19 protein-coding genes are annotated in these 12,448 nt (G+C 68.1%); all 19 read right to left on the bottom strand.

What is annotated here, in order from left to right; translation table 11 throughout:
• A complete protein-coding gene (rplE, locus tag ABZW10_RS02090) occupies positions 1-570 on the bottom strand; it encodes a 50S ribosomal protein L5 (RefSeq protein WP_030300393.1) in 570 nt (189 codons plus the stop codon).
• Positions 570-881: a 50S ribosomal protein L24 gene (rplX, locus tag ABZW10_RS02085; protein WP_100892787.1), complete on the bottom strand. Its 312-nt coding sequence runs from the start codon at positions 879-881 to the stop codon at positions 570-572. Before rplX ends, rplE begins: the two co-directional genes overlap by 1 nt.
• A gap of 15 nt (positions 882-896) precedes the next feature.
• A complete protein-coding gene (gene rplN / locus ABZW10_RS02080; protein WP_030393301.1) occupies positions 897-1,268 on the bottom strand; it encodes a 50S ribosomal protein L14 in 372 nt (123 codons plus the stop codon).
• A gap of 102 nt (positions 1,269-1,370) precedes the next feature.
• Positions 1,371-1,643, bottom strand: coding sequence for a 30S ribosomal protein S17 (gene rpsQ / locus ABZW10_RS02075; RefSeq protein WP_030055826.1), 273 nt, complete (start codon positions 1,641-1,643; stop codon positions 1,371-1,373).
• Positions 1,643-1,867: a 50S ribosomal protein L29 gene (gene rpmC / locus ABZW10_RS02070; RefSeq protein ID WP_030300387.1), complete on the bottom strand. Its 225-nt coding sequence runs from the start codon at positions 1,865-1,867 to the stop codon at positions 1,643-1,645. Before rpmC ends, rpsQ begins: the two co-directional genes overlap by 1 nt.
• Entirely contained in the window at positions 1,867-2,286 is a 420-nt protein-coding gene (rplP, locus tag ABZW10_RS02065) for a 50S ribosomal protein L16 (protein ID WP_030300385.1), read from the bottom strand. Before rplP ends, rpmC begins: the two co-directional genes overlap by 1 nt.
• A gap of 5 nt (positions 2,287-2,291) precedes the next feature.
• Positions 2,292-3,116: a 30S ribosomal protein S3 gene (gene rpsC / locus ABZW10_RS02060; RefSeq protein WP_030232473.1), complete on the bottom strand. Its 825-nt coding sequence runs from the start codon at positions 3,114-3,116 to the stop codon at positions 2,292-2,294.
• Entirely contained in the window at positions 3,116-3,463 is a 348-nt protein-coding gene (gene rplV, locus ABZW10_RS02055) for a 50S ribosomal protein L22 (RefSeq protein WP_045304593.1), read from the bottom strand. Before rplV ends, rpsC begins: the two co-directional genes overlap by 1 nt.
• Positions 3,464-3,513: 50 nt before the next feature.
• Entirely contained in the window at positions 3,514-3,795 is a 282-nt protein-coding gene (gene rpsS, locus ABZW10_RS02050; protein WP_030055821.1) for a 30S ribosomal protein S19, read from the bottom strand.
• A gap of 11 nt (positions 3,796-3,806) precedes the next feature.
• Positions 3,807-4,643 (bottom strand): 50S ribosomal protein L2, encoded by an 837-nt coding sequence (gene rplB, locus ABZW10_RS02045; protein WP_355358370.1) that lies wholly within the window; start codon positions 4,641-4,643, stop codon positions 3,807-3,809.
• 36 nt (positions 4,644-4,679) lie between these two features.
• Positions 4,680-4,997: a 50S ribosomal protein L23 gene (gene rplW / locus ABZW10_RS02040; RefSeq protein ID WP_355358367.1), complete on the bottom strand. Its 318-nt coding sequence runs from the start codon at positions 4,995-4,997 to the stop codon at positions 4,680-4,682.
• The gene (gene rplD / locus ABZW10_RS02035; RefSeq protein WP_344338031.1) at positions 4,997-5,674 is read right to left on the bottom strand and encodes a 50S ribosomal protein L4; all 678 of its coding nucleotides are present in this window, start codon (positions 5,672-5,674) and stop codon (positions 4,997-4,999) included. Before rplD ends, rplW begins: the two co-directional genes overlap by 1 nt.
• 5 nt (positions 5,675-5,679) lie before the next feature.
• Positions 5,680-6,327: a 50S ribosomal protein L3 gene (gene rplC, locus ABZW10_RS02030; RefSeq protein WP_189916064.1), complete on the bottom strand. Its 648-nt coding sequence runs from the start codon at positions 6,325-6,327 to the stop codon at positions 5,680-5,682.
• A gap of 14 nt (positions 6,328-6,341) precedes the next feature.
• Complete coding sequence (rpsJ, locus tag ABZW10_RS02025; protein ID WP_012785157.1) at positions 6,342-6,650, bottom strand: 30S ribosomal protein S10; 309 nt, start codon at positions 6,648-6,650, stop codon at positions 6,342-6,344.
• 389 nt (positions 6,651-7,039) lie between these two features.
• Positions 7,040-8,845: a hypothetical protein gene (locus ABZW10_RS02020; RefSeq protein ID WP_355358363.1), complete on the bottom strand. Its 1,806-nt coding sequence runs from the start codon at positions 8,843-8,845 to the stop codon at positions 7,040-7,042.
• A 57-nt stretch (positions 8,846-8,902) separates the two neighbouring features.
• Entirely contained in the window at positions 8,903-9,295 is a 393-nt protein-coding gene (locus ABZW10_RS02015; protein WP_355358360.1) for a DUF2304 domain-containing protein, read from the bottom strand.
• Positions 9,292-9,981 carry a glycosyltransferase family 2 protein gene (locus tag ABZW10_RS02010; protein WP_350561908.1) on the bottom strand — a complete coding sequence of 230 codons (690 nt, stop codon included), beginning with the start codon at positions 9,979-9,981 and terminating at the stop codon, positions 9,292-9,294. The genes ABZW10_RS02015 and ABZW10_RS02010 overlap by 4 nt, the downstream gene beginning before the upstream one ends.
• Positions 9,982-10,053: 72 nt before the next feature.
• Positions 10,054-11,403, bottom strand: coding sequence for a hypothetical protein (locus ABZW10_RS02005; protein WP_355358357.1), 1,350 nt, complete (start codon positions 11,401-11,403; stop codon positions 10,054-10,056).
• Positions 11,400-12,377 (bottom strand): dTDP-glucose 4,6-dehydratase, encoded by a 978-nt coding sequence (gene rfbB / locus ABZW10_RS02000; protein WP_355358354.1) that lies wholly within the window; start codon positions 12,375-12,377, stop codon positions 11,400-11,402. Before rfbB ends, ABZW10_RS02005 begins: the two co-directional genes overlap by 4 nt.
• Between the last annotated feature and the right edge of the window lie 71 nt (positions 12,378-12,448).

The following is a 12,448-nucleotide window of genomic DNA, read 5'->3' as shown; positions in this document are numbered from 1 at the left end:
TCACGCCTCCTTGAACGGGAAGCCCAGAGCGCGCAGGAGCGCCCGGCCCTCGTCGTCGGTCTGAGCGGTGGTCACGACGGTGATGTCCATACCGCGCTGACGGTCGACCTTGTCCTGGTCGATCTCGTGGAACATAACCTGCTCGGTCAGACCGAAGGTGTAGTTGCCACGGCCGTCGAACTGCTTGGGGGAGAGACCGCGGAAGTCACGGATACGCGGCAGGGCCAGCGACACCAGACGGTCCAGGAACTCCCACATGCGGTCACCACGGAGGGTGACGTGGGTGCCGATCGGCTGGCCCTCGCGCAGCTTGAACTGCGCGATGGACTTGCGGGCCTTGGTCACGGCCGGCTTCTGACCGGTGATCGCGGTCAGGTCGCGGATCGCGCCCTCGATCAGCTTGCTGTCACGGGCGGCCTCGCCGACACCCATGTTGACGACGACCTTGACCAGGCCCGGCGTCAGCATGACGTTCTCGTACGAGAACTGCTCCTGCAGCTGCCCCTTGATCTCGGAGTTGTAACGCTCCTTGAGGCGGGGGGTCACCTTCTCAACAGACGTCTCAGACATCAGATGTCCTCACCGGTTCGCTTGGCAACGCGGATCTTGTTGCCCTCGTCGTCGAAGCGGTAGCCAACGCGGGTGACGACCTTCTTGCCGTCCTTCTCCACGACCAGCTGGACGTTGGAGACGTGCACCGGGGCCTCGACGGTGACAATGCCACCCTGAGTGCCCGGACCCGGCTTGGTGTGCTTCTTGACCCGGTTCACACCCTCGACCAGGACCTTGTTCTCAGCCGGCAGGGCCTGGATGACCTTGCCCTGCTTGCCCTTGTCCTTGCCGGTGATGACCTGAACCAGGTCACCCTTCTTGATCTTCATGCTGTTCGCCATGGGTCAGAGCACCTCCGGCGCCAGCGAGATGATCTTCATGAACTTCTTGTCACGCAGCTCGCGGCCCACCGGGCCGAAGATGCGGGTGCCACGGGGGTCACCGTCGGTGTTCTTGAGAACGACAGCGGCGTTCTCGTCGAACCGGATGTACGAGCCGTCGGGACGACGGCGCGACTTCACGGTACGGACGACGACGCACTTGACGACGTCACCCTTCTTCACCGAACCACCGGGGATCGCGTCCTTGACGGTGGCGACGATGACGTCCCCGATACCGGCGTAGCGGCGACCGGAACCACCGAGAACGCGGATGCAAAGGATTTCCTTCGCGCCCGTGTTGTCGGCGACACGCAGTCGCGACTCCTGCTGGATCACAGCTTTCTCCTGATCGTCAACGAGAGCTGACGGGCCGGCCGCTGCTCACACCAGCGCCCGCGAGGGGCCTGGTGCACATACGGCCGTACCGCATCAACTTCGTTACTTGGCCTTCTCGAGGATCTCGACGACGCGCCAGCGCTTCGTCGCGGACAGCGGGCGGGTCTCCGCGAGGAGAACCCGGTCGCCGATGCCGCAGGCGTTCGCCTCGTCGTGCGCCTTCAGCTTGTTCGTACGGCGGATGACCTTGCCGTACAGCGCGTGCTTGACGCGGTCCTCGACGGCGACGACGACGGTCTTGTCCATCTTGTCGCTGACGACGAGACCCTCACGGGTCTTGCGGAAACCGCGCGTCTCGTTGGTGTTCTCAGTCATCAGGCGTTCTCCACCGTCTCGATGCCCAGCTCGCGCTCGCGCATCAGGGTGTAGATCCGCGCGATGTCCTTACGGACGAGCTTGAGCCGTCCGTGGTTGTCGAGCTGCCCGGTCGCCGCCTGGAAGCGGAGGTTGAACAGCTCCTCCTTGGCCTCGCGCAGCTTGGCAACGAGACCCTCGTTGTCCAGCTGGCGGAGGTCAGCAGCCTTGGTAGCGGCCGACATCAGCTCTCACCGTCCTCGCGCCGGACGATCCGGCACTTCATCGGCAGCTTGTGAGCAGCGCGGGTGAGCGCCTCACGAGCAACCTTCTCGTTCGGGTACGACAGCTCGAACATGACCCGACCCGGGTGCACGTTCGCGATCCACCACTCCGGCGAACCCTTACCGGAACCCATGCGGGTCTCGGCCGGCTTCTTGGTCAGCGGACGGTCCGGGTAGATGTTGATCCAGACCTTGCCGCCACGGCGGATGTGACGGGTGATCGCGATACGAGCGGACTCGATCTGACGGTTCGTCACGTAGGCCGGGGTCACGGCCTGGATGCCGAACTGGCCGAACGCCAGCTCGGTGCCACCCTTGGAAGCGCCACGGCGCTTGGGGTGGTGCTGCTTGCGGTGCTTGACCCGACGGGGGATCAGCATTGCGGTCAGGCCTCCGTTCCGGTGTTCTCGGCAGCCGGAGCCTCGGCGGCGACCGGGGCCTGAGCCTCGGCAGCGGCGGGACGACGGCCGCGGCCACCGCGCTCGCCACCACGGCGCTCGCCACCGCGGGCGGGACGACCACCCTCGGGACGGGCCGGGCGGTTGCCCGAGCGGGCAGCGGCGTTCTCAGCGCGGACCTCGGCGATGTTCTTGACGTCGCCCTTGTAGATCCAGACCTTCACGCCGATGCGGCCGAAGGTCGTCTTGGCCTCGAAGAAGCCGTAGTCGACGTTCGCGCGCAGGGTGTGCAGCGGCACACGGCCCTCGCGGTAGAACTCCGAACGGCTCATCTCGGCGCCGCCGAGACGACCGGAGCACTGGACCTTGATGCCCTTGGCGCCGGACTTCATGGTGCCCTGCATCGACTTGCGCATGGCACGGCGGAAGGAGACGCGGGAGGACAGCTGCTCCGCGACGCCCTGAGCCACGAGCTGGGCGTCCAGCTCGGGGTTCTTGACCTCGAGGATGTTCAGCTGGACCTGCTTGCCGGTCAGCTTCTCGAGGTCGCCGCGGATGCGGTCGGCCTCGGTGCCGCGCCGGCCGATCACGATGCCGGGGCGAGCGGTGTGGATGTCCACACGGACGCGGTCGCGGGTGCGCTCGATCTCGACCTTGGAGATGCCGGCGCGCTCCATGCCCTTCGTCATCATGCGACGAATGGCAACGTCTTCCTTGACGTAGTCCTTGTACAGCTTGTCGGCGTACCAGCGGGACTTGAAGTCCGTGCTGATGCCGAGGCGGAACCCGTGCGGGTTAACCTTCTGGCCCATTACCGGGTCCCTTCCTTGCTGCTGACGACCACGGTGATGTGGCTGGTCCGCTTGCGGATCCGGTAGGCACGACCCTGGGCGCGCGGACGGAACCGCTTCAGGGTCGGACCCTCGTCAACGTACGCCTCGCTGATGACGAGGTCGTCCACGTTGGAGTGGTTGTAGTTGTGCGCGGCGTTGGCAATGGCGCTGTCGAGCACCTTGCCGACCGGCACGGTCGCGGCCTGCGGAGCGAAACGCAGGACCGCCTGGGCCTCCGTGGCGTTCAGGCCACGGATGAGGTCCACCACGCGGCGGGCCTTCATGGGCGTGACGCGGATGTACCGCGCCTGGGCCCTGGCTTCCATGGTTGTCCCCTTGCTGGTGTAAGTCATTGAGTCGGTAATCTCGCTGGCGACTAGCGACGCTTCGACTTGCGGTCGTCCTTGACGTGACCGCGGAAGGTACGCGTCGGCGCGAACTCGCCGAGCTTGTGGCCGACCATCGACTCGGTGACGAACACCGGGACGTGCTTGCGGCCATCGTGCACCGCGATCGTGTGGCCGAGCATGGCCGGGAAGATCACGGAGCGACGGGACCAGGTCTTGATGACGTTCTGGGTACCCGCCTCGTTCTGCGCGTCCACCTTCTTGAGAAGGTGGCCGTCAATGAAGGGGCCCTTCTTGAGACTGCGCGGCATCTGACCTGCTCCTAGCGCTTCTTGTTGGTCTTGCGGCGGCGCACGATGAGGGCGTTCGAAGCCTTCTTCGGGCTACGAGTGCGACCCTCCTTCTGGCCCCACGGCGAAACCGGGTGGCGACCACCGGAGGTCTTACCCTCACCACCACCGTGCGGGTGGTCGATCGGGTTCATGGCCACACCACGCACGGTCGGGCGGACGCCCTTCCAGCGCATACGGCCGGCCTTGCCCCAGTTGATGTTCGACTGCTCGGCGTTGCCGACCTCGCCGACGGTCGCGCGGCAGCGCGCGTCCACCAGGCGGATCTCACCGGAGGGCATGCGCAGGTGCGCCATCTTGCCCTCACGCGCCAGCAGCTGGATGCCGGAGCCGGCCGAGCGGGCCAGCTTGGCACCGCCACCGGGACGCAGCTCCACCGCGTGGATGGTGGTACCGACCGGGATGTTGCGCAGCGGCAGGTTGTTGCCGGGCTTGATGTCGGCGCCAGGGCCGTTCTCCACCCGGTCGCCCTGCGCGATGCCGCGCGGCGCGATGATGTAGCGCTTCTCGCCGTCCACGTAGTGCAGGAGCGCGATGCGCGCGGTGCGGTTCGGGTCGTACTCGATGTGCGCGACCTTGGCCGGCACGCCGTCCTTGTCGTGACGACGGAAGTCGATCACGCGGTAGGCGCGCTTGTGCCCGCCACCCTGGTGGCGAACGGTGATCCGACCGGCGTTGTTACGGCCGCCCTTGCTGTGCAGGGGGCGAACCAGCGACTTCTCCGGCGTGGACCGCGTGATTTCGACGAAGTCGGCCACGCTGGAGCCACGACGGCCCGGCGTAGTCGGCTTGTACTTGCGGATACCCATTTTCGTCCTCGTCTTGATCGACGATCACGGCCTCCGTCAGGAGGTCGGACCACCGAAGATGTCGATGCGGTTGCCCTCGGCCAGCTTCACGATGGCGCGCTTGGTGTCCTTGCGCTTGCCAAAGCCCGTCTTGGAGCGCTTGCGCTTGCCCTGACGGTTGATCGTGTTGACAGCCTCGACCTTGACCGAGAAGACGGCCTCGACGGCCTGCTTGATCTGGGTCTTGTTGGCGCCCGGCGACACGATGAACGTGTACTTGTTCTCGTCGAGAAGGCTGTAGCTCTTCTCGGAGATAACCGGCTTCACCAGGACGTCACGGGGGTCCGTGAACGTCTTGCTCGTAACGTCGCTCATCAGGCGGCGCTCCCTTCGAGCTCGCCCTCAGCGGCAACGGCCTTGGCGGACGCGGCCGGACCGGCCACGAAACGCTCGAAGGCGGCCTGGGTGAAGACCACATCGTCGGAGACGAGCACGTCGTAGGTGTTCAGCTGACCGGCGTCCAGGATGTGGACGTTCGGCAGGTTGCGAGCGGACTTGAGGCCCAGCTCGTCCGCACGCTCGACGACCAGGAGGACGTTCTTGCGCTCGGTGATCTTGCCGAACAGGCTCTTGGCGGCCTTGGTCGACGGCGCCTCGGTCGCGGTCACGTCGGTGACGACGTGAATGCGGTTGTGGCGGGCCCGGTCGGTGAGCGCACCGCGCAGGGCGGCGGCGATCATCTTCTTCGGGGTGCGCTGCGAGTAGTCGCGCGGCACGGGACCGTGCACGACGCCACCACCGGCGAACTGCGGCGCGCGGGTCGAGCCCTGACGGGCGCGGCCGGTGCCCTTCTGGCGGTACGGCTTCTTGCCGCCACCACGGACCTCGCCGCGAGTCTTGGTCTTGTGGGTGCCCTGACGGGCCGCAGCGAGCTGCGCCACGACGACCTGGTGCATCAGCGGAACGCTGACCTTCGCGTCGAAGATCTCGGCCGGCAGCTCGAGGCTGCCGGTCTTGTCACCCGAGGGCGACAGGATGTCAATGGTGCTCATATCCTTCACAGCCCCTTCGCCGCGGTGCGGACGAGGACGAGGCCGCCGTTCGGGCCCGGGATCGCGCCCTTGATCAGGAGCAGACCCTTCTCCGCGTCAACCGCGTGCACGGTCAGGTTCTGGGTGGTCACACGCTCGTGACCCATCCGGCCGGCCATCTTCAGGCCCTTGAACACGCGGCCCGGGGTGGCGCAGCCACCGATGGAACCGGGCGAACGGTGCTTGCGCTGCACGCCGTGACCGGCGCCGAGGCCCCGGAAGTTGTGGCGCTTCATGACACCGGCGAAGCCCTTGCCCTTGGAGGTGCCGGTCACGTCGACCTTGACACCCGCCTCGAACAGCTCGGCGGTGATCTCCTGGCCCAGGGTGTACTCGGACGCGTCCGAGGTCCGGAGCTCGACCAGGTGGCGGCGCGGGGTGACACCGGCCTTGGCGAAGTGGCCCGCGAGGGGCTTGTTCACCTTGCGGGGGTCGATCTCGCCGAAGCCGATCTGGACGGCGTCGTAGCCGGCCGGGCTGTCAGCGGTGTGGACCTGGGTCACGACATTCGGCCCAGCCTTGACGACGGTCACCGGAACGACCCGGTTGTTCTCGTCCCAGACCTGGGTCATGCCGAGCTTCTCGCCCAGGATGCCCTTAATCTGCTTAGCCATCTTCGGTGCGCCTCTCAGAGCTTGATCTCGATGTCGACGCCCGCCGGCAGGTCGAGACGCATCAGCGAGTCAACCGTCTTCGGCGTGGGGTCGAGGATGTCGATCAGACGCTTGTGAGTGCGCATCTCGAAGTGCTCGCGCGAGTCCTTGTACTTGTGCGGCGAGCGGATGACGCAGTACACGTTCTTCTCAGTGGGCAGCGGCACCGGGCCCGCGACCTGCGCACCAGTACGGATCACCGTCTCGACGATCTTCTTCGCCGAGGAGTCGATGACCTCGTGGTCGTAGGCCTTGAGCCGGATGCGGATCTTCTGTCCCGCCATGGCTACCTTGTAGTCCTTTGTCCTAGTCACTGCACGACCCCCGCTCCGACCCCCGCGCTCGGGCGTGTCGCACTCGCGCTTGCAAAAAACCGGCGATGGACTCGTCGGTTTCGAACTTTCGGGGTAGGGGGAGCCGGGCCGAGGCCCCGCATACGCTTCCCGGAAGATTCCCGTACGTCCGCCCCGCAGCTGCCGTGGCGTAACACTCACGCTTGACGGCCATCACGGGAACGACGAGTACATGGGACTCGCTTCCAGTCCTCCCGGCGGGAGGCGCGCAGCATCGGCAACTCAACCGAGCAACTTGGACATACTGCCACAGGCGTGCGCCGGAAAGCCAATCGGGGCCGGTGAGGAGCACCTCACCGACCCCGACGCGTTCCGCCCGGCTACTTCGCCGGGCCGTTGTCCCACGGGGCCCGGCGGCCGCAGACCGCCTGCCAGTCCTCGGTCTCGACGCCCGCGCACCAGACGAACTTCTTGTCGTCCTTGTCCGGCGTCCAGTCCTTGACGATGATGTCCGCGCAGGTGGAGACCGGCGCGAATCTCGGGCAGCTGCCATCGGCCTTCTTGATGGTGTGCGCGCGCCAGGCGTCGAGCCCCATCGTCCCGGCCTTCTCGTGCTCCGGCATGTACCGGTTGACCGACCAGGAGGCGCCCATGGTGCCGAACAGCGCGAGGGCGCAGACCAGGCCGGCGGCGAGCTGGCGCAGCATCCGGCCGGAGAGCACCGAGGTGCCGGCCGGCGCGTCGTCCTTGCGCAGCACCCGCTCCAGCCAGCCGCTGCCGCGGTGGAAGGCGGCCATCAGACCCAGCACGGCCAGGATCATCAGGCAGTACAGGATGATCCAGGTGGTCCGGGGGTACAGCGCGACGGTGCCGGTCTGCGCCATCTTCCCGGCGAAGGTGAACCGCATCAGCCAGGCCCCGGCCAGCACGGCGGCGGCCGTGCGCACCGCGAGGCTGCGCAACCCCAGCCCGATGCCCAGCCCGACACCGGCGACCAGCAGGATCGCGAAGCCGGACTGGCCGGCCAGCTCGCCCGAGGCCGGGTAGTCGTGGTACGTGGTCTGGCCGACCCGGTCGGACATCCAGCCCATGATGTAGGTCGGATCGGTGTACACCATGATGTAGCCGTAGCGGTCCGGGACATCGGCCCCGATCGTGGCCAGCTGGTACAGCAGCGGCGAACCGACGAGCCCCGCGCTCACCACGGTGGTGCCGATGAGCGCGAGCCCGTTGCGCACGGCCGTACGGCCCCCGCGCCAGGGGAAGACGAAGAGCGTCAGCACGGCGATGCCGGGAGCCGACCACAGGTACCAGCCGGAGTACCAGAGGAACAGCAGGCCGAAGACCACGCCGAAGCCCAGGCCCCGCAGCAGCGCCGAGCGCGTCGACAGCTCGCCGGCCCGGCGGACCTCGCGCAGCACCGCGGTCAGCAGCGGGACCAGCATGATCATCACGACGTGGCTGTACGGGCGGATCGGGTCCAGGAAGACCACCGCGGCCGGTACGGCGATCAGCAGCGCCCAGAACGGCCGCAGCAGCAGCCGCCAGGACAGGTAGCTCATCGGCCCGACCAGCGCGCTGAAGAGGATCTGCAGGTCGTGCAGGGCGAAGCCCTCGCCGCCGACGCCGTGGTAGCGGATCTTCGCCCAGAGCGCGATCAGCGCCGGGAAGCCGGGCGGGTAGACCCCGGGCAGGCCCTTGTCGTCGAGCATCCCGGTGGCCATGTGGACCAGGACGCTCGGGTCGCCCTCCTGGCCGCCGAGCGGCCAGGGCGTGCCGTTGAGGGCGACCACCACACCGCCGGCGATCACACCGGTGGACAGGCCGGCCAGCGCGGCGCAGACCAGCCGCTGGGTCAGCCGGTGCCGGCGCAGGGTGCCCCGGTAGGCGGTGAAGACCAGCACCGCGAGCAGCGGCAGACCGATGACCGCGACGTACTGCTGGATCTTCGCCAGCCCGCTGACCTGGCCGATCCGGTTCAGCGGGTTGACGTCGATCCGGGTGCAGAGCAGCGTGAACCCGACCGCCGCGACGACGCTGACCAGGACCTCGGCCGTGATCTGGGCCCAGCGCCTGCTCAGCAGACCGGGCGCGGCCGGCCCGGCCGGTGCGACCGGGTCGGCCGCACCGGAGGGTTCGGTCTCCGGCGTCTCGGTAGTGACCGTTCCGGCGGCCAGGTTCGTCATCTCAGTCCCTTTTCCGTCGGACGGTGGTACGGGCGTGGCCTCTTGCTCGGGATCGGACTACCGCTCGGAGCCGACCGGGAGGGCGGGCTCGTCCTCGGAGAAGCGCTCCTTGTTGACGCGCTGTCCGTCGTTGACGGCGACGGTGCGGGCCAGGTCGGTCAGCTTCTTCTCCAGCGAACGGAAGCGCATGAAGGTGTTCAGCGTCATGAAGGCCATCGCCACGACGAGCAGGTAGAGCACCAGGTCGGTGCCGCGGCCGACACCGAGCTTGTTGGCGATCCAGGTCACGTCCTGCGGGCGCAGCACCGCGTACACGTTGGCGATGACGAACGCGAAGAACGCCATCCGCTTCCACGCGCGGGTGTGCGCGGCGTCCCAGCGGCGGATGAAGGCGAGCACGAGGACACCCGTGCCGACCATGAGCAGCAGCTGGATCCAGAGGTACTTCACTTGCGGCCACGCTCCCTGAGCGAGATGTCGAAGAGGATGTTGACGCCGTTGATCAGCGACTGGCCCTTGGAGCGGGAGTACTCGGTGTACAGGATGTCCACCGGGACCTCCATGACGCGCAGGTCCGAGGAGGCCAGCGTGGCCACGATCTCGGAGGCGTGAGCCATGCCGTTCATGGTGATGCGAAGCGCGGACGCGGCCTTGCGGTTGATCACCCGCAGGCCGTTGTGCGAGTCCGTCAGGTTGAGCTTGCGTGCGGTGGGGCTGATCGTCGCGGCGGTCCGCAGGACCACCCGCTTGATCCACGGCACCTCGCCGGTCTGCTCGATGAAGCGGGAGCCGAGGACCACGTCGGCCTCGTCGGCCCGGAGCAGGGCGACCATCTTCTCGACGTCGTGCGTCTGGTGCTGGCCGTCCGCGTCGAAGGTGGCGAAGTACTTGGCGCCGGGCTGCTTGAGCGCGTAGTTGAAGCCGGTCTGCAGGGCCGCGCCCTGACCGAGGTTGACCGGATGCTGCACCAGGTGCGCACCGGTGGTCATGATGGTCTCGGCCGAGTTGTCGGTCGAGCCGTCGTCGATGACGACGATGTTGGGGAACGTCTTGCGCGCGTTCTCGATCACGTCGGCGATGACGGTTCCCTCGTTGTACGCGGGAATCACCAGCCACACATCGTCATAGTCGGACATCATGGCTCCATGCCGCATCGTGCGGCCGCGGGTCGCGGCGAAATCGAGTGGTGGGGGTGAACGCGGAGCCGGTCATGCCGAGTCCACGAGGGAGCGCCGGGACGAACCCTGCACATCGGCCGCGGCACCGGGCGGTTCCCGCAGGAAGGTCAGCCAGAGCGCGGCGAGCATGCATCCGACCGCGGCCAGCGAACCCATAGTGTAGGCGAGGCAGACCCGGGTCGCGATCGCCCCGGGGGCAAGCGTGGTGACCATCAGGGCAACAGTTCCGGTCGCCCAGCCCAGCAGCTGGAGACGATGGCGGTGCAGGACCAGCAGCGCCTGCCCGAGGACCATCGCGAGCATGTAGAACAGGGTGCCCGCCGACATCAGCAGGAAGTCGAGCGACCCGAGCACGTCGTCGGCCTTGAAGAGCACCTGGATCAGCCACGGTCCGAGGATGGTGGCCGGGATGCCGCCCGCCACGCCGAGCACGGCGACCACGCCGCAGGTGCGCATCAGCAGCTTGGAGAAACCGGAGCGGTCGCCGGCCGCCGCGGTGCTGGACAGCCCGGCCAGCAGCGAGGCCTGGAGCGAGCCGAAGACGAACAGCGGCACCCGGGCGAGGACGACCGCGTTCAGCAGGCCGGCCACCAGCGGCGCGTTGTCCGGGGCCAGCAGCCGGGTGGAGATCACGGCCGCGTTCACGACCACCTGCGAGAGCAGGGTGGAGGCGACCAGCGGGGCCAGGCCGCCGGTGAGCGAGCCCCAGCCGACGGCGGGGCCGGCCGAGATCCCGGAGCGCAGCGGCCGGACGGTGGCCAGCACGGCCAGCAGCGGGGCGACGGCCAGGATGAGCGCGAACACCAGCGGCGAGCGGACGCCGGCGACCGCGCAGCCGACGGCCAGCGCGATGCGCAGGCCGCCGTCGACGGCGAGCTGGGTGCCGTACGCGCCGAAGCGGTTGAGGCCGGCGAGCACGCCGCGGCTGACGTTGCCGGCCGCCATCGCGGCGAAGGAGGCGGCGAGCGCCACGACCATGCTGCGGTGGCCCTCGAAGAAGGTGTCCGCCAGCGGGCGGGCCGCCACCGCCATGCCGACGGTCAGCACCGCCAGCATCCCGACGGTGATCAGCAGGATCCGGCGGACCACCGGTGCGGCGCCCTGCCCGCCGACCACCCGGGCGGCCACGATCCGGGTGAGTTCCTGCTCGACGGGGAAGAAGAGTCCCAGGCCGACGGACATCAGGATCGTCCAGAGCAGCGAGACCGAGGCCATCTCCGGCTTGCCGAGGCTGTAGCCGGCCGCCATGAGGTGGATGTAGGAGGCGGCGCCGAGCAGCACCGTTCCCCCGATCACCAGCTGGGTGCCCGGGGGAAGCGCGCTGACGACCTTGGCCAGCGGGGAACGGCGCGCCTGCGCCGTGCTGCCCTGTTGGTTCACGACTGCTGCGCGGCCTTCACCTTGAGCGGCTCCCACCAGGCGCGGTTCTCGCGGTACCAGGCGATGGTCGAGGCGAGGCCCTCCTCGAAGGTGACCTGCGGCTCGTAGCCGAGCTCCTCGCGGATCTTGGTGATGTCCAGCGAGTAGCGCAGGTCGTGGCCCTTGCGGTCCTCGACCCGGTCGACCATGTCCCAGCCCTGGCCGGCGGCCTCCAGCAGCAGGCCGGTGAGCTCCTTGTTGGTGAGCTCGACGCCGCCGCCGATGTTGTAGACCTGGCCGGCCCGGCCCTTGCGCAGCGCGAGGTCGATGCCGCGGCAGTGGTCCGAGACGTGCAGCCAGTCGCGGATGTTGCCGCCGTCGCCGTACAGCGGGACGCGCTTGCCGTCGATCAGGTTGGTGGTGAAGAGCGGGATGACCTTCTCGGGGAACTGGTACGGCCCGTAGTTGTTGGAGCAGCGGGTGACCACCACGTCCATGCCGTGGGTGCGGTGGTAGGCCAGGGCCAGCAGGTCCGAGCCGGCCTTCGAGGAGGAGTACGGGGAGTTCGGCGCGAGCGGCCACTCCTCGGTCCAGGAGCCCTCGGTGATCGAGCCGTACACCTCGTCGGTGGAGACGTGCACGAAGCGGCCGACCTTGTGCTTGCGCGCGGCGTCCAGCAGCACCTGGGTGCCGACCACGTTGGTCATGACGAACGGACCGGCACCGGCGATGGACCGGTCGACGTGCGACTCGGCGGCGAAGTGGACGACCGCGTCGTGGCCGGGCATCACCTGGTCGACGGCGTCGACGTCGCAGATGTCACCGCGGACGAAGGAGTAGCCGGGGTGGTCCGCGACGGGCGCGAGGTTCTCCTCGACGCCGGAGTAGGTCAGCTTGTCGAAGACAGTGACGCGGGCCGCGGGATCCGCCGACAGCAGCGCGCGGACGTACTGGGACCCGATGAATCCGGCGCCGCCGGTGACGAGGATACGCATAGTGCGGCTGAGTATAGTGCGCGCCCGCAGGCCCTCCTGCCGGGGTCCGGGAGGACGATCCGTGGGCGTCC

This window comes from Kitasatospora sp. NPDC004723, assembly GCF_040609255.1.
In the GTDB taxonomy this organism is placed as follows: Bacteria; Actinomycetota; Actinomycetes; order Streptomycetales; family Streptomycetaceae; genus Kitasatospora.
The sequence above is the reverse complement of the archived record's forward strand: the minus strand, read 5'-3'. Positions and strand labels throughout refer to the sequence as shown.